We start from the raw sequence: 26,139 nt of genomic DNA, 5'->3' as shown, positions 1-26,139 counted from the left end.
TTAATTATGCTGTTATCGTGGTTATTGATAAGTCACCTGCGACTTTAACTCGTAATCTCACTGCACCATCCGGTGCATAAGACAACGGTGTTTCTTCGATATCTAAAAACTCAATCGTGCTTTCGATGGCGCCAAGCGAAATTGCTTTTTTGATGGCTTGTTGTTTAGCTTGTTCAATAGCGTTTTCTCTACCTACCTTGTCATAAGCGATAACGGTGTCTATTTCACCGGCAACTTGTGCGATGGAAGCACCAATTGCGTTTGCAACTTCAGCGTGTTTTGGAATGATTACTTCAGAAATGCCAGCAAGGTCGCGATTAACTAATATTGAACCGCCACCAACAAGTATCAGTGGAATGGGAGTCCCGCTTACTTTCATGCGATCACTGCCATCTTCAATAATTTGGTGTATCGCCGACACGGCGCGGTCAATTACATTGGTTGACAAATCTGCTAATCTCGCTTGATTGCCAACGTCCGCATAACCTGCTGCGACGGCGATATCGGTTGTTGTTAATGTATCGCCGCCAAACACTTTGGCTTTTTCTAACAACTGATACCCCACAGAGTGCGGACCGAGAGTTAATTCATCATTCGCATTTTGGGTAATGACAGTGCCGCCACCTAAAGGGAGGGCTAAAACATCTGGCATTCTAAAATTGGTTCTTACGCCGCCGATATCAACGGTCACTGAAGATTCTCGCGGAAACCCGTTATTGAGCATGCCAATATCGGTTGTTGTGCCGCCGATGTCTGCGACCAGCGCATCCTTGATGCCAGATAAGTATGCGGCACCACGCATACTGTTTGTTGGGCCTGATGCGAAGGTTAAAACGGGATATTTTTCGACATGATCGGCATCCATTAATGTACCGTCATTTTGACTAATGAAAAAAGGTGCATTGATGTTTAAAGTAATCAGCGCGTCACGAAATGCATTGACTACATGGGAAGATAAGTCTGCCAAACAGGCGTTCATAATGGTTGCATTTTCTCGCTCTAAAATACCTGAGCGGCCAACCTTATGTGATAACGATGTCGCAACATCACCCATTTCTTGCTTAATTAATTCTTCAGCACGAAGTTCCATTTCGCCGTTGACGGTTGAGAATAACCCCGTGATTGCAACCGTTTTAATTCCTCTTTTTTTCAACTTTTTGGCACAGTTTATAATGGCTTTTTCATCGAGCGTTGAATTAACACGACCGTCAAACTGATATCCTCCCTGTACAACAAATTGATGATCCCCCATTTTCGTACGAATTTCTTCAGGCCAATCTAATAGTGGTGGGATACCCTTCGCGGCGGGTAAGCAAATTCTAACAATCCCAACTTCGAGTAGATTCCTACGCTCAACAAAGGCGTTAGTAAAATGGGTTGTACCAATCATTACACACTGGATTTGATCGGGTGAAACGTTTGAGTCAGTTAACACTTTATGTACTGCTCGCGTGATACCATCGCTGACATTGTCGGTCGTTGGTTGTTTGCAGCTGGCGAGCACATTGTCACCGTTCATTAGTACTGCATCGGTATTAGTACCGCCTACATCTACACCTATTCTCATAGTTAGCTCCTGTTTTTTATTTAGCATATGATAATTAATGAACATTTAGTTAACAATTAAGGGTGGTTTTTTGCAAATAAAGGGTAGGTCGTTTGGGTGGGGCATCTTGAATACTTACTTTTTACCCTCTATAGTTAACAGCATGAAGGCTCTGAAAGTTGAACACTGGCTCTAAATATTGACTAATCAAGGGGTAAGGATGAACGAGTATCACGTCATTGTAAGAGACTCCTTACTCGACAATAAGGGTAGGTTGGTGTGGGTTTATGGTCAAACTGGCTTTGGGAAAACGACAATTTTACGTCAAAAGGAGCTTAACTGGCCGAATAATTCGCTTTGGCTAGACAGTGAATCTATTGAGCCTTTGGATCAACTTAAAGCATTTTTACCTCATAATGATGAAGTATCTTCCGCTCTGTTTATTGATGATATTCACCGTTTTAGAGATGAATTCGTTGATTATTTCTTTGTCAATTTACCTAAGCACTGCAATATTTATATTTCTTCTCGGCAATTTTCACCGGCTTCTAACATCAACTTAATTGTATTAAATAGATTCACCGTCATTGATTTCCATCAATTGAGGCTTAATCTCACTCAAATAGATGAAGTGTTAACACCGCATAGTGTAATAAGCTCAAGTGATATTTATTTGATGTCATTGGGTTGGCCGGTATTAATTAACTTGCTCAGTGCTAAATTACCGTTGGCACGTGATATAAATCATTTAAAAAATCTTGTTAACCGACCCCCTAATGTGCTGGCGAATTATGCGGGTAGTCATTTGATTGCGTTAGCGAAAGGATTTCAGCGCCAATTTCTCGGTTGGTGTGCCATCGTTGATACGCTTTCAAAGTCACTCTTTAGTGTGGTTGAACGAGGTGCATTAGACGATTATTGTGAACATGAACTCAATGGGTTAACTGTTTATCATGATGATGCCTGGCAGTTGTTGCCATTACTCAAACATGCTTGTTGGATACATTTTAGCCGCGACGATCAAGATGGCTTACATGCGCTATATGAGTCGTTGGTACAACGATGCCTTGAGCATGGCGATATTCAATTGGCGATTAAATTATTGCTAGATATTGGTGAAAAAGATAAAGCCATTGCTTGTTTGAGTAAAATGGGGGGGCTTTTAGAATGGATTAGTCATGGCCAAACAAATTTAATTGCGGTATATCAGCTGTTTGAACAACAGGATATCGATGATAACGAGTCATTAGCCTGGCTTGCCTGTGCAGTACATTACAAATCGGGAAACGTTGCTAAAGCACGAAAAATCATTAACAAGCACGGACATAAAGACAGCAATAATACCTTGGTTTGGATGGTTGCTGACTCGCTAGTCAAGCTTCACGAAGGGCGCTTATTTGAGTCAAATAACTACGATAAACTGGAAGCGTTTTCAAAAAGTACTGCTAACGCAGCGCCATTCGCGCGCGCCATTATTTACAACCTAATGGGTATTACGTTACTCCAAGCGGGAAATAACGAACGGGGTCATGATGCGTTAGTGCTCGCCAAAACTTTTTATCAAGAACTCAGCGAAGCGCAATATAGCATGGCATTTATGAAGGTTCACCTTAGTCATAGCATGGTATTAGGAGCACAGTTAGATTCTGCCAAGGCCTTATTAAATCGTACAAATGCAGATATTCAGCTTCATTTTAATCAAGATAAGAGTATTCGGTTGTCGCTGCAAATTGTAAAGCTTGAAGTAAATTTTTTGTCTGGCTTGAGCACAGCGTTACGCAGTGTTGATCAATTAATTAAGCGGCTTAGTCACAGTGAATCATGGTTTGATTTATTTGCCACTCTTTATCCAATTGCGATAAAACTATCGGTTCAGCAGAACAACTTAACCTACTTACCACGATGGTTTTCAACCGCAGCAACGTATTTTCAAACCAATCCGATTGAGTATGCCGACGTCTTACTAAGTCAGCTGGCAAAATTGCTAATTGTGAAATTCCCTAAGCTTAACCGAACGCTAGCAAGTTATCTCATTGACGACTCCAAGATTGATATTCAACAGTTACCTTGGCGTATTCAATCGATTATTGTCGATGTGATGTTTGAAGAAAATCAATGGGATTTGGACCTAGTAACTTCTATGTTCGAGCAAAGTAAACTAAACAATAATCAGCTGTTGGCTACGCAATGTAAAGTCATGCTGGTCATTGGCAAGCAGCAATCGATGCTACCTGATGTATTGATAGAGGAGGTCAGTGGACAAGGGCTAATTGCGCTGTTGTGGCAAGTTCAAGCGTTTATCCCAAAACAAAAATTAGCAATGCTAATTAGAGAGTCAAACCGACAAAGTTTATTTACAATTAGCGAACCAACGGTATTGGACAAGCAATCAGGATTAAGCCCTAAGGAGCTACAGGTTCATAAGTTGTTGTGCGCTTCTATGCGCAATAAAGAAATTGCGCTTAAAATGGATATCTCAGAACAAACTGTTAAATTTCATCTCAAGAATATTTATCGCAAACTCAATGTTAAATCACGTAAAGAAGCTATTACGAAACTTGCGTAATAGCTTGTTGATAACCGAGGTTTACATCTTTGGCGTAAAGAGTGAATGATAAAGTTTGCCAGCAAATTCATCAGTCATACCTGAGATATAATCACAGATAATACGCATTTGAACATCGTCTTTTTTATCTTGGGCGAGACGCCAGCGCTCTTTGGTGTTTTCTGGAAGTAAGCGATAAGGATCAGAGGTGAAGGCTTCAAATAGCTCCATCACTATTTGCTGTCCTTTGTATTCCATTGCTTGGAATTCAGGTTTGCGGATCACGCGCTTAAAAACAAAGCCTTTTAGTATCTCTAAAAACTGCGAATATTCACTGTTAAGCTTTGCGTTGTAAGCCAATAGTGGCTCGTCGAATTGTGCATTATGCTCGATTTTAATCGCGGTGACAAAGCTATTGACTAGCTCGCCAATCGCGTCTTTTCGAAGATAAGCCTCATCGCTAAATAAAAATAAAGTCAGTTGGTCAATATCAATATTTAACACATCGGAATTCAATGACTTGACTGGCGCTACAACGTCTCGCATCCATAAGTTGTAATTAACAGTGCCCATAACAATGGCATCTTCAAGATCGTGAACAGAGTAGGCAATGTCATCGGCAAGTTCCATGACTGAACAATCAAAGGATTTATAAAGGCTGCGCTTGTGGATGCCCGTTATACCGTTAATTTCAGTGTGCTTAGCGGCTCTGATCAACACTTTGTCGTTGTCGGTTAATGGTTCTAACACCCAGTCTAGAGCACTTGAGTCAACATCAAATATTGCTTTGGGAGGTAGCCAATTATGCGCTTTTAATTGACGAAAACTGCTGGTGGGTTGGTCGGGGTATTTTCCAACAACCTCACTAAAAACCACTGGATATTTTAACGTGCCTAGCAAACTGCGACGTGACAAATTCATGCCAAAATCTTTGGTGTAAGGTTCTAAACGCGTCAAGATACGGAACGTTTGGCCATTGCCTTCAAATCCACCGTTATCTCGCATCATGTAATTTAACGCAATTTCACCACCATGGCCAAAAGGCGGATGCCCGATATCATGGGCCAGCCCAAGCGTCTCAATTAGCGTTTCAGAAAATTCAAAATGGTTAAAGTCAGGGTATTGGTTTTTTAATTGGCTGATTATGCCAGAGCCAATTTGCGCCACCTCTAATGAATGGGTTAGACGTGTACGATAAAAATCACTTTGGCCAATACCAACCACCTGCGTTTTTGCTTGCAAGCGTCTAAATGCTGCACTATGAAATAACCGAGCACGATCGCGTTGGTGAAGCGAGCGATGATCTGGCGGCCTTGCATTATGACTCGGACCTTTGCGGGTTAGCCATAATGCGGGATCGTGTTTATTCATCGTTTTTCCTAAGAATATATGGGCACTATTACTGGCGATAGTTTTCTAAAAACTGACCAAACTTTTGCATGGCAGCAGTGAGATCCTGCACATATGGCAGTGTTACTATGCGTAAATGATCTGGTTCTGGCCAGTTAAAGGCGGTGCCGTGAACTAACAAAATCTTCTCTTTTTTAAGTAGATCAAACACCAGTTGCTGATCATCTTTTAAATTGAATTTTTTAACATCTAATTTAGGGAACATGTACATAGCCCCCTTCGGTTTGACACAGCTAACCCCATCGATGCTGGTTAATACGTCATAACAGGCATCGCGCTGTTCAAGTAAGCGCCCGCCAGGCAAAATTAATTCGTTAATGCTCTGATAACCACCTAATGCAGTTTGAATTGCATGTTGGCAAGGAACGTTGGCACACAGGCGCATTGATGCCAGCATATTTAACCCAGTAATATAGCCTGCTGCGAGTTCTTTATTGCCAGAGATAACCATCCATCCTGCGCGAAACCCTGCGATACGATAAGCTTTAGATAATCCATTAAACGTAACAATAACAACATCTTCTGCGAGTGAGGCGGTATGAATGTGAGTGGCTTCATCAAATAGAATTTTGTCGTAAATCTCATCAGAGAACACCATCAGATTAAATTCTCGGGCAACTTGTAATAGTTGCTCTAAAATCTCTTTGGTGTACACAGCGCCCGTTGGGTTATTTGGGTTAATTAACACAATGGCTTTGGTATTCTTACTGACTTTGCTGCGAATATCGTCAATGTCTGGAAACCAATCAGCTTGCTCATCACAACGATAATGCACTGCCTTACCACCGGCCAAATTAACCGATGCTGTCCATAACGGATAATCAGGAGCAGGTACTAGCACTTCATCGTTATTATTTAGCAGTGCCATCGTCGCCATTTGAATAAGCTCTGAAACGCCATTACCAATATAGACATCTTCAACATCGACATTCGGAATAATTTCTTGATAGTGATGGAATACCGCTTTACGTGCTGAAAAAAGTCCTTTGGAATCACAATAGCCTTGAGCTTGTGGCAAGTTATGAATAACGTCACGGACGATTTCATCTGGGGCTTCAAAACCAAAAGGGGCAGGGTTACCAATGTTTAATTTCAGAATACGATGACCGTCTTCTTCTAGACGTTGCGCTTCATCATGCACCGGACCTCGAATGTCATAGCAGACATTGTGTAATTTATCTGACTTCTTAAACACGACTTTACTTCCATAGCTTGAGTTTTGTAGGTATTGGCAAACAACATAGCGTATTGCTGTAGGAGAAAACAGTGTAATAAGACGAAAGGATAAAAAAAACCTCGCAAAGCGAGGTTTTTAGTGTTTTTTGGACTAAGTTAGCTCAGTTTTTAGCAATTATGCTAATTCAGCTAAACACATCTCTTCTTGAATTTGTGCAACCCATGCTGAAACACGTTGGTCAGTTAGCTCTGGTTGGCGATCTTCATCGATACCAAGACCAACGAATTGACCATCGTCAGTTAATGCTTGTGACTGTTCAAATTCATAACCGTCAGTTGACGTATGACCGACAATAATTGCGCCACGTGGCTCAATGATATCTTTTAAAGTGCCCATTGCATCTAAGAAGTACTCTGAGTAATCTTCTTGGTCGCCACAACCAAAAATGGCAACTAGCTTATCGTTAAAATCAATGTTCTCTAGTTCAGGGAAAAAATCATCCCAATCACATTGTGCTTCACCGTAGTACCAAGTTGGGATGCCTAATAGCAGTAAATCAAACGCGGCAATTTGATCGGCCGTTGATTTTGCGATGTCGTGAACTTCAACTAAGTTTTTACCCAGTTGTTTTTGGATCATTTTAGCAACGGCTTCAGTGTTACCCGTGTCGCTACCAAAAAACATGCCTACGCTAGCCATAAAGTTTCCTATGTATTTTCTAATTCGTTGGTTGTTAATGCCATTTTATCATCAACAGATGATAGATTGTTGATTTGGGTCATTAACATTGATTCTATTAATTGGCCACGACTCACATTATGAGCGTTTGCCAAATCGTTTAAAATGTCGAACAATTGTTCATCGACTTTAAGCTCAACGCGCTTTAATCCCTTCGCTTTATCACGTTTTATCTGGTTGCGTTTATTAACCAGTAATTGATCTTTACGAGATAACGGATTAGTTTTGGGACGTCCACGATTTTTTTCGTTAGCAAAAAGATCAATGGTTGTTCTGTCGTTAGATGCTTTTGCCATAACTTAATTATTATTTCTTACTACCAATAAGGTTGTTAACAGTCGCTCACAAATGACTAAACTAACCTAGGCCTTGAGTATTCCAAAATGCTTGAATAATACCTTTGGCGATAAAACCCAGACAACCAAGCGTTAAAACGCTCCACACGACAATTTTTCCTGCAAAAGGCACGTCGCCACTTTTTAATACATCATGAATGGCCATACCAATAAGGAAAAAAATTCCTGCAAACATAAGGTTTAAACCTAATGCTTCAAATTGTTGATATTCTTGAGGTGTCATTGTTTGTCTAATTGACCATGAAAAATAGTGACGCGCAATATAGCATAATCATTTTCTGACTACCATGCATTACATCACTATATTTAAAGACTTTTGAACGTCGATTCTAGTCGAGATTCTTTGCAATGAAATCGCCAACTATCTTATTAAAGCTCGCTGGTTTTTCGGCGTGGAGCCAATGGCCTGTACCTTGGATTATTTTTGCTTGAGCCTTAGGAAAATGCTGCATGATTTGTGGGCGATGTTCACTAAGAATGTAATCTGAGTTTTCACCTTTAATAAACAGCGTTGCGCCGTCAAATGTATGGCTGCCCGTTAATCCGCCAATGATGCTTTCATAATTAGTCGCAAGATTAGCGATATTGCAACGCCAAACAAAAGCGTTGTTCTCTTGGGCGAGGTTTTTCAATAAGAACTGCGCTGTGCCAGCATCAATACCGTGATCTGTGACAATCGCTGTTGCTTCACTACGATTAGCTAACGATGTTAAGTCAATAGCATTTAATGCATCGAAAATATGCGTATGACGGTGGCTATACGTTACTGGTGCGATATCAGCGACGACAAGTGATTTAACCCATTGAGGAAAATCTAACGCTAATTGCATCGCGACCTTTCCACCCATCGAATGGCCGACAAAATGGCATTGATTTAGTCCTAGACTCGTCAGTCGTTTGACTATTTTAGCGGCCAATTTAGGGTAATCAAATTTTTCAATGTGGCTCGATAGACCGTGATTGGGAAGGTCTACACTAATGACTTCGAAATTTTCGCTAAGATGGCGTGCTAATCGGCCTAGATTGTCTAAGTTACCGAATAACCCGTGAATTAAAATGACAGGTTGGCCCTGACCAATGCGCTTAAAGTTAATGCTCATAATGACTATTCGTTTAAAAATTTTGGCTATTTTGAAGCGTGACGCTCATAAAATCAAATCAGAACTTAGGTGAACGCCCAAATTCAAACGGGTGTTTACTTGTTGGCGTTGTCATAACGGGGGGTAAAAACGATGATTTAAACGTCAAAGGTTGAATTAGTTCAATATTTTATTGTTAAAATATGGACTAAAGTCGCAAGCTTGTTACCATAGTTTAATAGGCATGCTTAATGCCATAAAGAAATAACAATAATAAGGTTAAATCAACTATGCCAACCGCCAAGAAATCTCCACTTTATATTCCTTATTCAGGTCACGCTTTAATCGATACATCATTGTTAAACAAAGGTAGTGCCTTTAGTAGACAAGAGCGCGAAACATTTAATTTAAGCGGCCTATTACCGCCGCTTATTGAAACCATTGAAGAACAAGTTGATCGCGCTTACGGTCAATTTAGTGCGTTTACAAATAGCTTAGACAAACACGTTTATTTACGCCGTATTCAAGACATGAATGAAACCTTGTATTACTCGCTCATTCAGGCGCACTTAGAAGAAATGATGCCAATTATTTACACACCAACTGTTGGTGAAGCGTGTGAGAAGTTTTCGGATATCTATCGTTGTGCACGTGGTTTATTTATTTCGTACGATCAGCGCCACGATATGGACGATATTTTACGTAACGCCATTAAACCTAATGTGAAAGTTATCGTTGTGACAGACGGCGAACGTATTCTAGGTTTGGGTGACCAAGGTATGGGCGGTATGGGCATACCGATTGGAAAACTTTCGCTATACACGGCCTGTGGCGGCATCAGTCCAGCTTACACACTGCCAGTGATGTTAGATGTAGGTACAAATAATCAATCATTGATTGATAACCCAATGTACATGGGAGTTAAGAAACCACGTATTGATGATGACGAATATTTCGAATTTGTTGATATGTTTATTCAGGCGGTTAAACGTCGTTGGCCTAATGTTTTATTGCAGTTTGAAGATTTTGCACAGCCAAAAGCGATGCCGTTATTAGAACGCTACCGTGATGAACTTTGTTGTTTCAATGATGATATTCAAGGAACAGCGGCAGTGACCGTCGGCTCATTATTAGCGGCCTGTAAAGCTAAGGGCGAAAAATTATCACAGCAAACCGTTAGCTTTTTAGGGGCGGGTTCAGCAGGTTGTGGTATCGCTGAAGCTATCATTATGCAAATGGTAACAGAGGGCATTAGTGACGAAGAAGCACGTCGTCGTGTATTTATGGTTGATCGTTTTGGATTAGTCACTAAAGGCATGTCAGACTTACGTGATTTCCAAGAGCGCTTAGCAATAGAGCCTTCATTTACCCAAGATTGGGAAGTGAGTGGTGAATATCCAACACTATTAGAAGTCATGAAGGGCGCTAAACCAACTATTCTCATTGGTGTATCAGGTCAACCTGGACTGTTTACGCATGCTGTCATTAAAACGATGGCTGAGCACTGCGCTCGTCCGATTATCTTTCCATTAAGTAATCCTTCTAAACAAGTTGAAGCAACGCCGATGCAAGTCATTGAATGGACTGATGGTAATGCTATCGTTGCGACGGGAAGCCCGTTTCCACCATTTGAATACAACGGACAAATGGTGGAAATTCCGCAGTGTAACAACAGTTATATCTTCCCTGGCCTAGGATTAGGTATCATCGCTTGTGGTGCTAAACGAGTAACAGACGAGATGCTAATGGCAACAAGTTTGTGTTTGGCTAATGTGTCGCCGATGGTAGCGCACGGTGAGGGCAGCTTACTGCCACCACTTACTGAGATTGCTAACATCAGTAAACAAATGGCGTTTGATGTCGCTAAAATCGCGATTGAACAAGGCCATGCATTGGCTATTGACGATGAAATGTTGAAAGCGAAAATAGAGAAAAACTTCTGGCTACCTCAATATCGCGACTATCGCCGCGTATCTAAATAAGCAAATTTCAAAAGTAATGGAGCTTTGACGCTCTTTATGTATAATCGCAGGATATTAAAAATATTGTCCTGTGATTATTAGAAAATTATTTTGATTTATAAGGGGTTAAAATGAAATCCATCGAGGTAGAAAACGACCTATATCGTTATATTGCTAGCCAAACTGAATCGATAGGTGAAGATGCATCTGCAATTCTTAGACGCCTTCTAGGTTTGCCGCCAGTCGGCGAAATAACGGTTGATGGCCCTTTAAAAGACCCTGTTGAAGTTAAGAAAAATGCAGTTGTTAAACAAGTAGCAAAAGAGCTTAAATCAATTACTGCAAGTGTCATTGACCCAACAGACTTTACTTGGCTGGTGATGCCAAAACCAATTAGTGAACACAAAGCTGCCGTTGGTCGCTTTTTGTTTTTGCTAGAGCAGTTGCATAACATGATGCCAGAGAACTTTGACGCTGTTTTATCAATTAGTGGTCGTGATCGCGTTTACTTTGCTAAAGACAAAGCGACATTGCTGGCGTCTAACGCGAGTACTAAACCAAAGCAAATTGGTCAAACACCTTACTGGGTTATTACTAATTCAAATACGGGTAAGAAACGTTCTATGTTAACGCAGTCATTATTTTTAATGGGGTGTGACAAAGCACTTGCTAAAGATATTGCCGAACAGATCTAAATTTCGTAGATGTGAGAATTAAAATGCCGCTCATTCATGGTGAGTGGCATTTTTTGTTTAGGATGAAATGACTACTATATTTCGTCAACTATAAAAAAATAGCTTATTAAAAGCTCTTTTTTAATCAAACAATACATTATACCAATTGCATTAAATATTTGCCCACTTGTACTTGTTAAAATTAACTAAAATGGCATTGCTCTCAATCCTAATAGCCAGCTATTAGTCAATCGAGCGCCTTGTTTTAGCTGATTTTCTCTACGCACAACAAGATCACTTACTTAATGCAATTGGTATTAATTCATGTCTAAGATGATTAGCTTTCGCCTTCATCGTCAATAGGTACGCCGTATAAATATAGGCTATGGTTAGTTAATTTAATACCATTTGCTTTAGCTATATCACGTTGACGTTGCTCGATGATTTCATCATGAAACTCAATAACTCGACCAGTGTTTAAACACACCAAATGATCGTGGTGCTCTTTACTGCTCAATTCGAATACTGATTTACCGCTATCAAAGTGGTGACGAGTAACAATGCCTGCGTCATCAAATTGGTTTAATACACGATAAACTGTCGCCAAACCAATTTCTTCACCTTGATCAAGCAAGATTTTGTAGAGTTCTTCTGCACTGATGTGTTGATTAGCTGGAAATTGCAGGATTTCTAAAATTTTAATACGCGGTAGGGTAACTTTTAGACCCGCTTTTTTCAGTGCTAAATTTTCGTCAGCCATTATTGTCTCTTATGTCATATGTTGAGTTGAAATTAATAATAACAGTGTAAATCCAAGATTTCATTATAAAAGCTCTGCACTGTTAAATTATTTAGTGTAATTGGTTAAATAATTTACCACGATTGCCGATAAAACTGACAAGCATAATTGTAATATAAGAGGTAGAGATGGTTGCTCACGGCAATGTGGAGTTTCAATGGAGTGGAAATATCCTGATTTATAATACCAATTGCATTAAGTAAGTGATCTTGTTGTGCGTAGAGAAAATCAGCTAAAACAAGGCGCTCGATTGACTAATAGCTGGCTATTAGGATTGAGAGCAACGCCATTTTAGTTAATTTTAACGTAACTATTCAGCCTTATCTTCAATAAATACATCTGGAAGCTGATTTTTGAATAGCAATTCAAGGGCTAGGCTTGCAGATACATATTGTTTTCTGCAAGTCGATAAATAGCTTCTGATCAAACAGAACATCTCTGCGCCTTGCATACTTCTAAAGCATCCAGATATTTTTTGATGAACTTTTGTCATCCTAATATCATTCTCGCCTTGATTATTGGTAAATGGGACAGCAGTGCTCGTCAGAAAGCGTAAGACATCATCTTGATAATCTCTTAATCGCTCTAACAATGCTCTGGATTTTGTTCGTTTTAATCGCCCTCGCTGACCTTTTATTCGGCTGTTTTCATCTGGCGCTGGACATTCAATTTCACCTGCGGCTAGTATTTTTTGATATTGCGTTAAGTATTGCCGCTTAGTGTCTTCGTCTAAGTTGGGGTTATCAATTTGATGTTTATTCATGTCCTTCAGTAAGGTTTGCAACGCCTTCGCCCATTGCATGCCATCTTGCTCCCATGCTCTTTCTAACTCTCGGATATGATGAGCATTGCATAAGGCATGTTGGCACTTGGTATATTGATAATACGCTTTTCAATGGTCATGACACAGTACACCACTAAAGTGAGGAAGAATATCGGCGTCATCCATCGCTATTTTTCCTCTTTTTTCATGAGGATAAAAATACGTCCACCATGTCGTTGACGCGCCATGAAGCCATCGCCGTTTTCCGCCGATATTAATACCTGTTTCATCAACATGTAATGTTTGATGAGGGCTTTGTAATGCCGTTTTTATGATATCTTCTGCACCTGATGACTTGACCAGTGCAGCCGCTTGCTCATTAAAGTTAAACAAACTACCCGCACTGACGGGGAGACCGAGCTGGTCGGCAAAGTATTCTTCAATACGATTATAAGGAAGTAATTGATATTGGGATAAGTAAACGGCATGCGCTTTCACACCAACGCCATACTGGATCGGACTGTTAACGCCTTCTGGAAATTCACCCACAAAACGCTTTCCTTGCGCATTTTCCAGAATTTGCGCTTGGTATTCTGTCACCACTTTACTGATGTCGATATCGACAACTTGCCGCTTTTGAAAACCCACCTCACGATAACGTCCTTGAGGTAACATGTCTCGGTCAACTAAAATGACTTCTATCTCATCGGGCGTTTCTGTTTGAGTCAGCGTTTTACCCGTTCGGCCTTTTTGTCCACCCGCTAGCTTATCTGATTTAGCTTTGGTTTGTTTTTCTCGGTTAATATCTTTTGATGGCGGGATACTACTATTTTTACTGTTAAGTCCCAATTTACTGGCAAGCATAACAACGATAACAAGAATAAGCTCGATAGACATCTTCAACGCAGGCGTGAGTGTCTTATCTTCTTGTAACTGAGCTTTAGTTTGCTCAACTATTTCAGTGATGTTGATGCTGTTTAAGTTCATTGAAGCTAGGGCGATTAAGTCATAGCCCTAGCTTGGCATACTGGCAGGATCGGTCAATAGCTAAAAAGGATCCTTAGAAAATAATTTTCCCTAGTGAATAGTTACATTTTAACAAGTACAAGTGGGCAAATATTTAATGCAATTGGTATAAGTTGCAAGGAGCGTTTAATGAACAAGGCTTAATGCTTCTAGTTAAGGAGCGTCAGCAACAACTTGAAAGTAAGAATTATTCTCAGTGGTTTCGGATCATTTATTTGCACGATGATACGTTAATGTCGGCTGATTTATTCAAAAAATCCGTTGCTTTGGAATTAAAATGAAAAAATGAAGGGTGTCTCGATACCATTTATGTAGTGCCTAACGAGAGTTTACGTAGATATCGTCAGCACTATGAAACAAGCTTAGGTGGAAAAAGTACCTATTGCGATAGCATAGAAGAAGCTATCGCAATGTTTTCCACCCATGCTCAATTTTTTACAGCCTAGAAATTACGTTATACATGCCGCTGCACAATCTCTCTAATTCTTCATTGGAGATAATGTATTGCGGCATGATATATACCAATTTACCAAAGGGCCTTATCCAAATGCCTTGTGCGACAAATGCTGCTTGAATCGATTCCATGTCAACGGGATTATGAAGCTCAATAACGCCAATAGCACCAAGGACACGAACATTGTTTACTTGCGGCAACGCTGAGAAAGGTTTGAAGTGTAGTTTTAATCTCTGCTCGATATTAGCGACTTGAGATTGCCAATTATTTTCTTGCAGCATCAAAAGGCTTTCATTTGCTACAGCGCATGCTAATGGGTTACCCATAAACGTTGGACCGTGCATGAAAACGCCTGCTTTGGTTTTACAAATCATTTCACCAATTGCTTGTGTAGTGATGGTTGCTGCCAAACTCATGTAGCCACCTGTCAGTGCTTTACCGACACATAAAATGTCCGGCACTATCTCGCTGTGTTCATAAGCAAAGAGTTTACCGGTGCGGCCAAACCCCGTCGCGATTTCATCACAAATAAGTAATACATCGTATTTATCACATAACTCACGCACAGCTTTTAGATAGTTTGGGTGATACATCCGCATGCCACCGGCGCCTTGAACAATAGGCTCTAATATAATTGCAGCTGCTTGGTGGTGATGTTCTTCGAACAATGCTTCAAGCGGCGCAATATCGCTATCTTGCCAAGTCTGATCAAACCCAATCTGCGGTGCTTTGGCAAACAACTGTTGATGCAATACCGTATTAAATAATTCATGCATGCCATTAATAGGGTCGCACACCGACATTGCAGCAAATGTGTCGCCATGATAACCATGCTCAATAGTCAACATTTGGGACTTTTCTGGACGCTCTTGAGCAACCCAATATTGAATGGCCATTTTTAATGCAACTTCCACCGCAACGGAGCCTGAATCAGAAATAAAAACTCGGTCGAGCGGCTGTGCGGTCATTTCTACTAAGCGACGACTTAATGCAATTGCACTAGGATGCGTAATCCCACCAAACATTACATGCGACATTCTATCAATTTGATCTTTTGCCGCCTGATTTAATCGAGGGTGGTTATAGCCATGAATTGTGGACCACCAACTGCTCATACCATCAATAAGTCGCTTTCCGTCATGAAGTACTAGTTCAACGCCTTGGGCTTCAACAACACCAATGCAGGGAAGCGCTGATATTAGTGACGTGTACGGATGCCAGATGTGTTGTTTATCAAATTCAAAATCAGAAGGGTTCATAAGAAACTCAAATTAATCTGATTGATAATTAATCAGATGTAAATTAAAAAAATATACTTTGGTTGACAGGTTAGCGCATTAACGTATCCTAGCCAAATAATTAATAGCAATAATAGAGTTAGCAATGAGCCCAGCACAAATTCGTCACGATTGGACGTTACAAGAAGTGGACGCGTTATTTAATCAACCATTCAATGATTTGATGTTTCAAGCACAGATGGTTCATCGTGAGCACTTCGATCCTAATGCCGTACAAGTATCGACATTATTGTCGATTAAAACCGGTGCCTGTCCGGAAGATTGTAAATATTGCCCGCAATCAGCGCGTAATAAAACAGGCCTTGCCAAAGAGCAGTTACTGGAAGTTGAAAAGGTTATTAAAGCCGCGAAACAAGCTAAGTCAGTGGGCTCTACACGTTTTTGTATGGGCGCTGCGTGGTCTAATCCGCGTGATCGCGATATGCCAATTGTATTGGATATGGTACGTCAGGTTCGTGATATGGGCATGGAAACTTGTATGACATTAGGTATGTTAACAGCTGAGCAAGCACAACAGCTGAGCGATGCTGGCCTTGATTACTATAATCATAACCTCGATACATCACCAGAATTTTACGACCAAATCATTACCACTCGTACTTACCAAGATCGTTTAGATACCTTGTCTTATGTGCGTGGCGCTGGGATGAAAGTGTGTAGTGGCGGTATCTTAGGCATGGGTGAAAAAGAGCAAGATCGCTACGGCTTACTCATGGCGCTTGCTAATCTTGAGCAACACCCAGACAGTGTTCCTATTAACATGTTAGTAAAAGTTAAAGGTACGCCACTGGAAAATGTTGATGATTTAGACCATTTTGAATTCATTCGTACCATTGCTACTGCACGAATTATGATGCCTAAATCTCATGTTCGTTTATCAGCGGGCCGTGAAAACATGAACGAGCAAATGCAGTCGATGTGTTTCCTCGCCGGGGCTAACTCAATTTTCTATGGCTGTAAATTATTAACCACAAGTAATCCGGAAGAGTCAACGGATGTTAACTTATTTAAAAAGCTTGGTATCAATACTGAGCGTACACGCCAATACTCTGATGAAGCTTTTGAAGCCTCAATCATGGATGCCGTGCAAATGAGCGAAAAGGACAGCTTGTTTTACGACGCAGCAAATTAATTTGGCGCGCCGAGCATGAGTTTTAACCATTTAAGCGATACGCTAACGCGTTTGCAAGCTAGCCATTTACGTCGACAAGTTGTTGAAGTAAGTGGCGGCAATGATGTCCAATTATCTGTCAATAATAATGTTTATTTGAATTTTTCAAGTAATGATTATTTGGGTTTGGCAACTGAGTCATCCGTTATCGAAGCCAGCGTTGAAGCGGCTCATACCCATGGTATTGGTAGCGGCGGGTCGAGTTTGGTAACAGGGCATTCATTACTTCACCAACGTCTACAAGATCTTATTTGTGATATCACCGCACAGGAAAACTGCATGCTATTTAGCTCAGGTTTTGCTGCCAATAGCGGTGTCATTTCGGCGCTGCTCGGTAAAGATGACTTGTTAATCCAAGATAAGCTAAATCATGCATCATTAATGGAAGCGGGTATGCAATCAGCTGCGACCATGAAGCGCTTTCATCATAACGATATGGCAAGACTATCGCAGTTGTTAGCAATGCCAACTAAACAACCTAATGGCAGTAAACTCATTGTCACTGAAGGCGTTTTCTCGATGGGTGGTGACGAAGGTGAGTTATCATCAATTGACCATTTAGCGCGTCAATCTGATAGCTGGTTAATGGTGGATGACGCACACGGTTTTGGTATTAACGGTAATGGGCGAGGCAGTTGCGCGAAAGCGAACGTTTTACCTAATCTGTTGATGGCGACATTTGGCAAAGCCATTGGTACTAGCGGTGCTTTTGTTGCGGCAAATAGTGAAGTGATTGATTTTCTCATTAACACGTGTCGACATTTTATTTATTCAACGGCGCTACCGATGCCTGTGGTTGCCGCCACAATAAAAAGTATCGAGTTGTCACAACAGACTTGGCGCCATGACAAACTCAATGAACGAATTGACCATTTTAGAGCACGGGCGCAGCAGGCTGGATTGCAGTTAATGCCGTCAAGTAGTGCGATTCAACCTATAATCGTTGGTGCCAGTGATAAAGCCATTGCAATGAGTGATTACCTTAAGAGTAATGGTTTATGGGTAAGTGCCATTAGGCCGCCGACAGTCCCCGTTAACACAGCGCGGTTACGCGTGACATTGTCAAATAATCATCAATTGAGTCACATTGATACATTAGTTGATAACTTGGCCATTGCACAGGAGGTGGCTGCATGAACAAACCACTAAGTGTGACCGATCAACAAAATTTAGCGCCAGCGAACGCCATTGACAAAAGTAAAATTAGCGCGGCATTTTCTAATAGTGCGGCCAGTTATGACAGTGGGGCTGCACTGCAACGTCGCGTGGGTAATAAGCTACTCGCACAGCAACAATCTGTGCAACACCTTGTCGATTTAGGTACAGGACCTGGTTACTTCACCAGCGCGTTGCATGACAAGTCACAACAATTGACTGGTATCGATATCGCGCCGCAAATGCTGGCGTTTGCCAAAGAGCGCAATCAACATTTGTCTGTGGAATGGCTGTTAGGCGACGCGGAAGCTCTGCCATTGGAAGATAGTAGTGTCGATGGCATCTTTTCAAGTTTGATGCTGCAATGGGTGCACGATCTCTCTATGGCGTTAAGTGAAGCCTATCGAGTGCTGTCGCCTGGTAGTGAATTTAACTTTTCTACATTACTCGATGGAACGCTTTTTGAACTGGTTTGTGCTTGGCAGCAGGTGGATAATTTACAACACGTTAATACGTTTCTTACCAAGCAGGTGTTAGAGCAGGTTATTGATGCGAGCGAGTTTGAATTGGTATCTTTTGAACAAGTGCCTCAAACGCTTCATTATTCGAGTGTCATAGCACTGATGCGCGATCTAAAAGCCATAGGCGCAAATAACACCGCGAATAAAAGCCAAGGCCTAATGGGCCGTTCAGCCTTAAAAACGTTAGGTCAGGGTTATGAACAGTTTAGAACGCCAGCGGGATTAACAGCGACTTATCAAGTGGCTTACTGCCGCCTTATAAAACCAATTTGAAGAAGAAATAATGACTAAACAAGCAGTATATTTTGTTACTGGCACCGATACCGATGTCGGTAAAACTTATGTCTCTGCCTTGTTGCTTAAATACTTGAGCCAGAGTGCCAGTGTGATCGGTTATAAGCCGATTGCTGCCGGCGCTGAGTATGTAAATGGTGAGCTACATAACGACGATGCGGTTACTTTGCGCAATGCAAGCAGTGAGCTGATTGATTATCAGCGCATTAACCCAATCTGCTTTGAACCGCCAATTGCGCCGCACATTGCCGCAGAAAAGGCCAATGTATTGCTAACCGTCGAAACGCTTAACCAATGGTGGATTAAAGAACAAGACAATAGTGATATAGCGCTAATAGAAGGTGCTGGTGGTTGGCGTTTACCGCTAAATAACAGCGAATATTTAAGTGACTTTGTTCGCGTTCAAAACTGCGAAGTTATAGTCGTGGTTGGAATGAAATTAGGGTGTTTAAACCATGCGCTGTTAACCATCGAAGCGATAAAGGCTGATGGGCTACGCATCAAAGGTTGGGTTGCCAATCAATTGCATGAGCCGATGGCGTTTTATGATGACAACCTTGCTTATTTAAAACAATCGATTGATGTCCCATTTCTTGGTGAAGTGAAATCTGATCAGCAAGTCGAGAATATCGAATTTTTCGGGTTATATACCCAAGCCACTTGAAGATGCATGTTTCAGAGCTCGGGTAGGAATCGAATACAAGGCATGATGTGTAATTAATGGTTATTTTCGGCAATAAGCTCCTGCATTGCCCTAATGTTTCACATCCGTGTGAAAACCTGATTATGAATCATAACGCGGTAGTCGTTTTCTACCCGAACTCCCAAAGGACAAGGCGATAAGCGACCAACTACGTCCTTATAAGATATTTATTAAGAATGACTTAACGACACATCTTATGCCTAGTATTTGGCGCGCTTCTCGACTTGCTGAAGTCGAACATCTTCAGGTAGTTTGGGTATAAAGTTTACGACAACACGTATTTGCGATAACACATAGTTGTTGTCGCAAATAGATCTAATTGACTGCTAGTGATGAGTTAACCGATATCTTCCGCCTGCATAACGATATTAGTAAAGTCTGTCAGAGACACTTCCGATAGGTTGTCATTGATTCCCCAATTAATGCCAATGACAATGGCGCTATCTTGTAAATCATCCATCCAAAATTCTAACCAATCTTCAATCGATATTGCTTGTAGCACAAATCCTTTCCACTCGCCGGTTAACTGAACACTGGCAAGTTCTTTGGTTGACCATAAAGGAAGGGCATCTCCATCATTATTATTGGTCGCATCGACAATCACCCATTCTTGTGAGTTTTCGTCAAACAAGCCATAAAATTCTTGGTGAAGTTTAATGGCGGTGGCAAAGTTATCTAGTTGTTGGTTCATCTGAAATATTCGCTAATTGGAAAGTCGGCAGTGTACCATGCAAGCTGTTAGTCTTTGTGAACAATTGATTTTTATCAGCTAATCATCTACTAAAGATATTCGTAAATTATGATGATAAGTGTCAATATAATTACTTATATAGCATGAATAAATTTTGATTAGCCAAATGGAGGAGTAACTGTGTCAACTAAGTCATTTATTTTTCTAGTTATTTTAATTGGCATTTTATTGTGTTTCAGAGCCTTACATAGTGTTTTACTGTTCCATACATTGGTTGAACTTATCACCATATTTGTTGGTTTGTTGATGCTAGTGGTGGTTAAGAATACGCGCTCTTATATTAAAAACGACTTCTTTTTGTTTCTTGGGATTATGTATTGCGGTATTTCAGTCATCGATTTAATGCATGCATTTACAGTCAAGGGAATGCCGTTTGGTGGTTATCAAAATGCTGAAGTGACGCTAAGGTTGTGGGTTTGTGCGCGTTTTTTTGAGGCGTGTGTTTTACTCTACTCACCGCTTGTATTGGGTCGTCGCCTTAATCAACCTATTGCTATTCTAACAGCGTTAGCTTTTATTGTGATCAGTGCAATCGTTGGCTTTTACACCACATATCCAAAAATGTTTGACGCCAATGGCTTGTCTGACTTTAAGGTGGGTATCGAATATTTCATCATGGGCATGTTTGCATTAACCATGATTATTCTTCAACAAAAACGCGCAGATATTGCTCCTCATGTTCTTAAATATATTCAAGCATCATTGGCGTTAAAAATTGGTTCAGAATTTTGCTTTACGTTGTATAGCGATTTCCATGGAGTGGCTTTTGTTATTGGTCACATTGCTAAGTTTTTATCTTTTTGGCTGATTTACGTTGCCATTATCCGCACAGCGTTGAAGTCACCCATTAGTTTATTATCCAAGCAATCAAATAGTTATGATGCAATTCCAATTTCGGCGATTAGTGTTGATGAAAACGGGGTTATTCATCAGCTCGAACCGCGAAGTGTTGTCTGAATTTAATATGACTCGTGAAAGTTTAATGTATCAACCAATACATGAACTCTTTCATCCTCAAACCTTGATTGATGGACGTTGTCGTTACTGTGAAGCGATTGAAAATCATCACAACATTTCTAATGAAGAAGTATATCTAGAACGCTACCATCGCTGGTTTTTAATATCGATAGCCAGTATTGATAAACAAGCTAAGCATAAAGGGATGGTTCAATCATTGACGAACATATCAACCCAGAAAGCCCATGAAAGCCAGTTACAACGGCATCAACACGACTTAGAGCAAACGGTAAAAGGACGAACAATAGAGTTACAAGAGTCATTTGATGAGTTAGTAACAACCCAAGAAAAACTGCTTGAGTCTAAAAAGATGGCGTCGTTGGGTGGCCTTGTTGCTGGCATTGCTCATGAAATCAATACACCCATAGGCGTGAGTTTAACCGCGGCGTCATATTTAGATGAATCAACCAAACAAATTACCCAAAAGCTTGCTGCCAATGAAATGAAACGTTCAGAATTTGAACGCTATATTAATCAAGCGCAAGACGGAAGTGAACTTATTATTAATAATTTACAACGAGCCGCTAAGCTTATTGGTAGCTTTAAGCAGGTTGCTGTTGATCAATCGAGTGAACAAACGCGTAGTTTTGCCATTAAGGAATATATTCAAGAAGTGTTAACCAGCTTGAAACCGACACTTCGAAACTATCCTGTTACGGTGTCTTTTGATTTAGCTGATGACTTTTCGGTAACAAGTTCGCCAAGCGCCATTTCGCAAATTATCACTAACCTGATTATGAACAGCCTAAAACATGGATTTGATGATGGAAGCTCAGGAATAATAACGCTTAGCGTTACGAATGAAGATGAAGTCGTCACGTTATTATTTTCAGATTCTGGTAAAGGAATACCTGAGGAACACCTCGCTAAAATCTATGAACCGTTTTTTACCACCAAACGAGCTCAAGGCGGCAGTGGTTTGGGCATGAACATTATTTTTAATCTCGTTAATCACACTATTGGTGGACATATTAGTTGCCGCAGTCAATTGGGAGAGGGCACTCAATTTGAGATTACCTTTCCTCAAAATATCAACAGCTCTGGTTAAAGCGAACAGTGATACCAATTGCATTAAATATTTGCCCACTTGTACTTGTTAAAATTAACTAAAATGGCGTTGCTCTCAATCCTAATAGCCAGCTATTAGTCAATCGAGCGCCTTGTTTTAGCTGATTTTCTCTACGCACAACAAGATCACTTACTTAATGCAATTAACTGGGGATAAATCATTATTTACAGGCAATAAAAAAGCCAGATTGCATCACAATCTGGCTTTCTAAATAACTTGAGACTGGTAAGCCTTATAGACCTGCGTCAGCTTTTAATGCTTCGGCTTTGTCTGTGCGCTCCCAAGGGAACTCGTCGCGACCAAAGTGACCGTATGCCGCAGTAGGCTGGTAGATTGGACGGTTTAGATCAAGCATTTCAATTAAACCGTAAGGACGTAGGTCGAAATGTTCACGCACTAAGCGAATTAATGTAGTTTCATCAACGTTTCCAGTACCGAATGTTTCGATGCTGATAGATGTTGGATCAGCAACACCGATAGCGTATGACAATTGGATTTCACAACGGTCAGCAAGACCAGCAGCAACAATGTTTTTCGCAACATAACGCGCTGCATATGCCGCACTACGATCAACTTTTGATGGATCTTTACCAGAGAAAGCACCGCCGCCATGACGAGCCATGCCGCCGTAGGTATCAACGATAATCTTACGACCTGTTAAACCACAATCGCCCATTGGGCCACCAATAACAAAACGGCCAGTTGGGTTAATAAAGAACTTAGTGTCTTTGTTTAACCACTTTTCTGGCAGCGTTGGCTTGATGATAGTTTCCATTACCGCTTCAACTAAATCATCTTGACCGATAGTGTCACAATGCTGTGTTGATAAAACAACGGCATCGATACCAGTGATAATGCCGTTTTCATAAGCGAAAGTAACTTGTGATTTTGCATCTGGACGCAACCACGGCAATGTACCGTCTTTACGAACTTGTGCTTGGCGTTTTACTAGCTTGTGAGAATACGTAATAGGTGCTGGCATTAAAACGTCAGTTTCATTGCTGGCGTAGCCAAACATTAAACCTTGGTCACCGGCGCCTAAATCTTTAGGATCTTCACGGTCAACACCTTGATTGATATCAGGAGATTGCTTACCGATAGCATTTAAGATGGCACAAGAATCAGCGTCAAAGCCCATATCTGAATGAACATAACCGATATCGCGTACTGTACGACGAGTGATCTCTTCGATGTCTACCCATGCTGAAGTAGTGATTTCACCACCAACCATGACCATGCCTGTTTTTACATAAGTCTCACAAGCAACACGTGCTTTAGGATCTTGCGTTAAAATCGCATCAAGCACGGCATCAGAAATCTGATCGGCAATTTTATCTGGGTGACCTTCAGAAACTGATTCTGAAGTGAAAAGGTGTTGTGCCATAGCAAAAAGCCTTCCGTTTAATATGAATAAGGGTGTATTTACGTCTAGACGTCTATTGTAATGAAATAAAATAAAGATGCCATAGCAATTTATTAAATAGTGGGACTTAGTACTCATTTAGTGAGACTAAATACCGAGAAATAAAGAAATTAACGTTGTCGCCGATAACAACTTTATACACATTAAATAAACGATTCATGGCGACAAACAAAATAGCCATGCAATAATGTATAATTAATAGACTGGTATTAATGAGGAGTAGGATATGTCACAAGATCTATTGTATTCAATATTACCGCGCCCCATGAGCAACCAAGTGACACCTGCTAAAGAGGGTATTAAGAAAGTCGACAAAACCAACAAGAAGGGCATTGTCGAAGAAGAGCAAACCACCTTAACGGGTGAAGAGCGAGCCCATACCGTGGAGAAGCAGCATGAAAAACAACCGTCGTCGAAAAAGGATGATGGTGGGCTAGATACCTATGCTTAGTTTGAGGGCGTTCAATATTCTGTGTCAGGCTTAATTTTCTAAATATCAATGACGCTATCTAAACGCCCCTCAAAATATATCGCTAACTGAGAAACACACAAGCTCCAGTTATGGATTGGCATCGTCCATTTCTCAGAAGCATTCAATATGCCAGCATACAACAGCTTCAACAAGCTATTTTCGTTCGGGAATGCGCCTTTCGTCTTTGTTAACTTTCTAAACTGACGATGAACCGCTTCAACGGCGTTCGTGGTATATATCACCTTCCTGATGTGCTCAGGGTACTTAAAATAGTGAGATAGATTGTGCCACTTCCTGCGCCAGGAATTAATAACCAGCGGATATTTTTCGCCCCACTTCTCTTCTAGTTTATCGAGTGCTAATTCAGCTGCTTCCTTTGTGGGTGCACGATAGACAGGTTTTAAATCGGCCATAAAGGCTTTCTGATTTTTAGACGCGACGTACTTAAGTGAGTTTCGAATTTGATGAATGATGCAAAGCTGTGTTTCTGTCTCAGGAAAGATAGCTGCTATGGCTTCAGGAAAGCCGGTTAGCCCATCTACGCAGGCAATAAGAATATCTTTAACACCGCGATTATTAAGGTCGGTCAGCACTGAAAGCCAATAATTAGCCCCTTCGTTTTCTGATAAATGCAACCCTAATATCTCTTTTTTACCCTGCATATTAAGTGCTAATAACGTGTAGACAGCTTTGCTGATGTAGCGACCGTTTTCTTTGACCTTATAATGAATAGCATCGAGCCAAACAATTGGGTAATGGCTATCTAATGGCCTTTGTTGCCATGCTTTAAGCTCAGGAATAAGCTTGTCAGTGACTGCGCTAATCGTTCCTGTGGCCACGTTAATACCGTACATCTCCTCTACATGTGCATTGATATCACGATAACTCATTCCCAAGCTAAACATCGAGAGTATTTTGCGATCGATTTCATCTGATAGTGAGGTTTGATTTTTCTTCACTAATTGAGGTTCAAATGTTCCATTGCGGTCTCGCGGAGTGTCGAGTTCAAAATTACCAGACGGGTGTTTGATGTTTTTACTTGTTCTGCCATTCTTTCTATTAGATTGATTATCGTTGGCTAAGTGGTGCTCTAGTTCGGCATTAAGAGCCGCTTCGGTTAATTGCTTAATCAAAGGGCCTAAGATGCCATCTTTACCAGTGAGGCTTTTACCAGCTTGTAAATCTGTTAATGCTTGCTCAAAATCAAAAGAGTTAGTCATGTGTCATTCCTGTTTTATTATATTATACTGAAATGACACAGAATTATGAACACTCCCCTTAGTTTGATAGGGATGGTGACTTTTTCTTTCTAATAGCGTTGACCTATCTACCCTTCAACAGATCTCAGGTTAATTAAATCAAACATTAATATTTTATCAATGCTCTATCGTGCCTTTGAGAAGTTTTCAACATACTTGAGTTGAGTACCGGTTCAGTTCTCTAAATAGGCTGTTAGCTTAGTAAATTTTGACGGGCTCATGAGTAAACCCTCTTGTTGCTGTGATTACATAGCGTATAGCAACAATTTAAGGGAACATAGCCCTAAAAATATTTAATAAAGAACACTCTGAATTATCGATATTATTCTAGCGCTTCGCTGAAGTGGTTTTCAATTTTGTGGTTAGGATAGTTTTATCGGGACAAAAGAGGTGTGCTCCATAATCAATAATTACTATATCGTAAATACCATTGAATAATTTCATCATGTGATTGTACTTGTTTCAAACATTGGGTTGT

Annotated in this window: 22 protein-coding genes and 1 pseudogene; 10 read left to right on the top strand and 13 right to left on the bottom strand. The window is 40.7% G+C overall.

Annotated features, from left to right (window positions below; all coding sequences use genetic code 11):
• Positions 1–4: 4 nt before the first annotated feature.
• Positions 5–1,567: a hydantoinase/oxoprolinase N-terminal domain-containing protein gene (locus ACMAZF_RS11345; protein ID WP_435273957.1), complete on the bottom strand. Its 1,563-nt coding sequence runs from the start codon at positions 1,565–1,567 to the stop codon at positions 5–7.
• Positions 1,568–1,766: 199 nt separating this feature from the next.
• On the opposite strand from ACMAZF_RS11345, the gene ACMAZF_RS11340 reads away from it, so the two are divergent.
• Positions 1,767–4,112: a LuxR C-terminal-related transcriptional regulator gene (locus tag ACMAZF_RS11340; RefSeq protein WP_435273956.1), complete on the top strand. Its 2,346-nt coding sequence runs from the start codon at positions 1,767–1,769 to the stop codon at positions 4,110–4,112.
• 21 nt (positions 4,113–4,133) lie between these two features.
• Here the strand turns inward: ACMAZF_RS11340 and ACMAZF_RS11335 are convergent, their stop codons facing one another.
• From ACMAZF_RS11335 to ACMAZF_RS11310, 6 genes are all read right to left on the bottom strand, one after another.
• Positions 4,134–5,462, bottom strand: coding sequence for an anti-phage deoxyguanosine triphosphatase (locus ACMAZF_RS11335; RefSeq protein ID WP_435273955.1), 1,329 nt, complete (start codon positions 5,460–5,462; stop codon positions 4,134–4,136).
• Positions 5,463–5,490: 28 nt separating this feature from the next.
• The gene (locus ACMAZF_RS11330; RefSeq protein WP_435273954.1) at positions 5,491–6,696 is read right to left on the bottom strand and encodes a pyridoxal phosphate-dependent aminotransferase; all 1,206 of its coding nucleotides are present in this window, start codon (positions 6,694–6,696) and stop codon (positions 5,491–5,493) included.
• Between the two features lie 156 nt (positions 6,697–6,852).
• The gene (gene fldA, locus ACMAZF_RS11325) at positions 6,853–7,377 is read right to left on the bottom strand and encodes a flavodoxin FldA (RefSeq protein WP_435273953.1); all 525 of its coding nucleotides are present in this window, start codon (positions 7,375–7,377) and stop codon (positions 6,853–6,855) included.
• Between the two features lie 8 nt (positions 7,378–7,385).
• Positions 7,386–7,712 carry a LexA regulated protein gene (gene ybfE / locus ACMAZF_RS11320; RefSeq protein WP_435273952.1) on the bottom strand — a complete coding sequence of 109 codons (327 nt, stop codon included), beginning with the start codon at positions 7,710–7,712 and terminating at the stop codon, positions 7,386–7,388.
• A 61-nt stretch (positions 7,713–7,773) separates the two neighbouring features.
• Positions 7,774–7,995 carry a DUF2788 domain-containing protein gene (locus ACMAZF_RS11315; RefSeq protein WP_435273951.1) on the bottom strand — a complete coding sequence of 74 codons (222 nt, stop codon included), beginning with the start codon at positions 7,993–7,995 and terminating at the stop codon, positions 7,774–7,776.
• A gap of 106 nt (positions 7,996–8,101) precedes the next feature.
• Positions 8,102–8,872, bottom strand: a complete 771-nt coding sequence (locus tag ACMAZF_RS11310) for an alpha/beta fold hydrolase (RefSeq protein WP_435273950.1) — start codon at positions 8,870–8,872, stop codon at positions 8,102–8,104.
• Positions 8,873–9,141: 269 nt separating this feature from the next.
• Between ACMAZF_RS11310 and ACMAZF_RS11305 the strand changes: the two genes are divergently transcribed.
• Together ACMAZF_RS11305 and seqA are read left to right on the top strand one after the other, a co-directional pair.
• Positions 9,142–10,833, top strand: a complete 1,692-nt coding sequence (locus ACMAZF_RS11305; protein WP_435273949.1) for an NAD-dependent malic enzyme — start codon at positions 9,142–9,144, stop codon at positions 10,831–10,833.
• 110 nt (positions 10,834–10,943) lie between these two features.
• Complete coding sequence (gene seqA / locus ACMAZF_RS11300; RefSeq protein ID WP_435273948.1) at positions 10,944–11,507, top strand: replication initiation negative regulator SeqA; 564 nt, start codon at positions 10,944–10,946, stop codon at positions 11,505–11,507.
• A gap of 316 nt (positions 11,508–11,823) precedes the next feature.
• Here the strand turns inward: seqA and fur are convergent, their stop codons facing one another.
• The 3 genes and pseudogenes from fur to bioA form a co-directional block, all read right to left on the bottom strand.
• Positions 11,824–12,246: a ferric iron uptake transcriptional regulator gene (gene fur, locus ACMAZF_RS11295; RefSeq protein ID WP_435273947.1), complete on the bottom strand. Its 423-nt coding sequence runs from the start codon at positions 12,244–12,246 to the stop codon at positions 11,824–11,826.
• Positions 12,247–12,595: 349 nt separating this feature from the next.
• Positions 12,596–14,035: pseudogene (gene tnpC, locus ACMAZF_RS11290) on the bottom strand (IS66 family transposase).
• A gap of 474 nt (positions 14,036–14,509) precedes the next feature.
• Positions 14,510–15,787 carry an adenosylmethionine--8-amino-7-oxononanoate transaminase gene (gene bioA / locus ACMAZF_RS11285; RefSeq protein WP_435273946.1) on the bottom strand — a complete coding sequence of 426 codons (1,278 nt, stop codon included), beginning with the start codon at positions 15,785–15,787 and terminating at the stop codon, positions 14,510–14,512.
• A 124-nt stretch (positions 15,788–15,911) separates the two neighbouring features.
• On the opposite strand from bioA, the gene bioB reads away from it, so the two are divergent.
• From bioB to bioD, 4 genes are read left to right on the top strand one after another with little or no spacing between them, the layout of a single operon-like run.
• A complete protein-coding gene (gene bioB / locus ACMAZF_RS11280; protein ID WP_435273945.1) occupies positions 15,912–16,958 on the top strand; it encodes a biotin synthase BioB in 1,047 nt (348 codons plus the stop codon).
• Between the two features lie 15 nt (positions 16,959–16,973).
• The gene (locus tag ACMAZF_RS11275) at positions 16,974–18,134 is read left to right on the top strand and encodes an aminotransferase class I/II-fold pyridoxal phosphate-dependent enzyme (RefSeq protein ID WP_435273944.1); all 1,161 of its coding nucleotides are present in this window, start codon (positions 16,974–16,976) and stop codon (positions 18,132–18,134) included.
• Entirely contained in the window at positions 18,131–18,946 is an 816-nt protein-coding gene (gene bioC, locus ACMAZF_RS11270) for a malonyl-ACP O-methyltransferase BioC (RefSeq protein ID WP_435273943.1), read from the top strand. The genes ACMAZF_RS11275 and bioC overlap by 4 nt, the downstream gene beginning before the upstream one ends.
• A gap of 10 nt (positions 18,947–18,956) precedes the next feature.
• A complete protein-coding gene (gene bioD / locus ACMAZF_RS11265; RefSeq protein ID WP_435273942.1) occupies positions 18,957–19,631 on the top strand; it encodes a dethiobiotin synthase in 675 nt (224 codons plus the stop codon).
• Between the two features lie 376 nt (positions 19,632–20,007).
• On the opposite strand, the gene ACMAZF_RS11260 is transcribed toward bioD, so the two are convergent.
• On the bottom strand, positions 20,008–20,361 hold the full coding sequence (locus ACMAZF_RS11260) for a DUF2750 domain-containing protein (RefSeq protein ID WP_435273941.1): 354 nt from the start codon (positions 20,359–20,361) through the stop codon (positions 20,008–20,010).
• Between the two features lie 180 nt (positions 20,362–20,541).
• On the opposite strand from ACMAZF_RS11260, the gene ACMAZF_RS11255 reads away from it, so the two are divergent.
• Both ACMAZF_RS11255 and ACMAZF_RS11250 read left to right on the top strand, forming a co-directional pair.
• Positions 20,542–21,378 carry an MASE3 domain-containing protein gene (locus ACMAZF_RS11255; RefSeq protein ID WP_435273940.1) on the top strand — a complete coding sequence of 279 codons (837 nt, stop codon included), beginning with the start codon at positions 20,542–20,544 and terminating at the stop codon, positions 21,376–21,378.
• Between the two features lie 7 nt (positions 21,379–21,385).
• On the top strand, positions 21,386–22,486 hold the full coding sequence (locus tag ACMAZF_RS11250; protein WP_435273939.1) for an ATP-binding protein: 1,101 nt from the start codon (positions 21,386–21,388) through the stop codon (positions 22,484–22,486).
• A 253-nt stretch (positions 22,487–22,739) separates the two neighbouring features.
• Here ACMAZF_RS11250 and metK read toward each other — a convergent pair whose 3' ends face one another.
• The gene (gene metK, locus ACMAZF_RS11245) at positions 22,740–23,891 is read right to left on the bottom strand and encodes a methionine adenosyltransferase (protein ID WP_435273938.1); all 1,152 of its coding nucleotides are present in this window, start codon (positions 23,889–23,891) and stop codon (positions 22,740–22,742) included.
• Positions 23,892–24,156: 265 nt separating this feature from the next.
• Between metK and ACMAZF_RS11240 the strand changes: the two genes are divergently transcribed.
• On the top strand, positions 24,157–24,381 hold the full coding sequence (locus ACMAZF_RS11240) for a hypothetical protein (protein ID WP_435273937.1): 225 nt from the start codon (positions 24,157–24,159) through the stop codon (positions 24,379–24,381).
• Between the two features lie 38 nt (positions 24,382–24,419).
• Here the strand turns inward: ACMAZF_RS11240 and ACMAZF_RS11235 are convergent, their stop codons facing one another.
• Positions 24,420–25,622 carry an IS256 family transposase gene (locus ACMAZF_RS11235; RefSeq protein WP_435273936.1) on the bottom strand — a complete coding sequence of 401 codons (1,203 nt, stop codon included), beginning with the start codon at positions 25,620–25,622 and terminating at the stop codon, positions 24,420–24,422.
• Positions 25,623–26,139 lie beyond the last annotated feature (517 nt).

The sequence above is a fragment of the Psychrobium sp. nBUS_13 genome (genome assembly GCF_051201665.1).
Taxonomy (GTDB): Bacteria; Pseudomonadota; Gammaproteobacteria; order Enterobacterales; family Psychrobiaceae; genus Psychrobium.
This window is presented reverse-complemented; position numbering and strand designations above follow the sequence as displayed.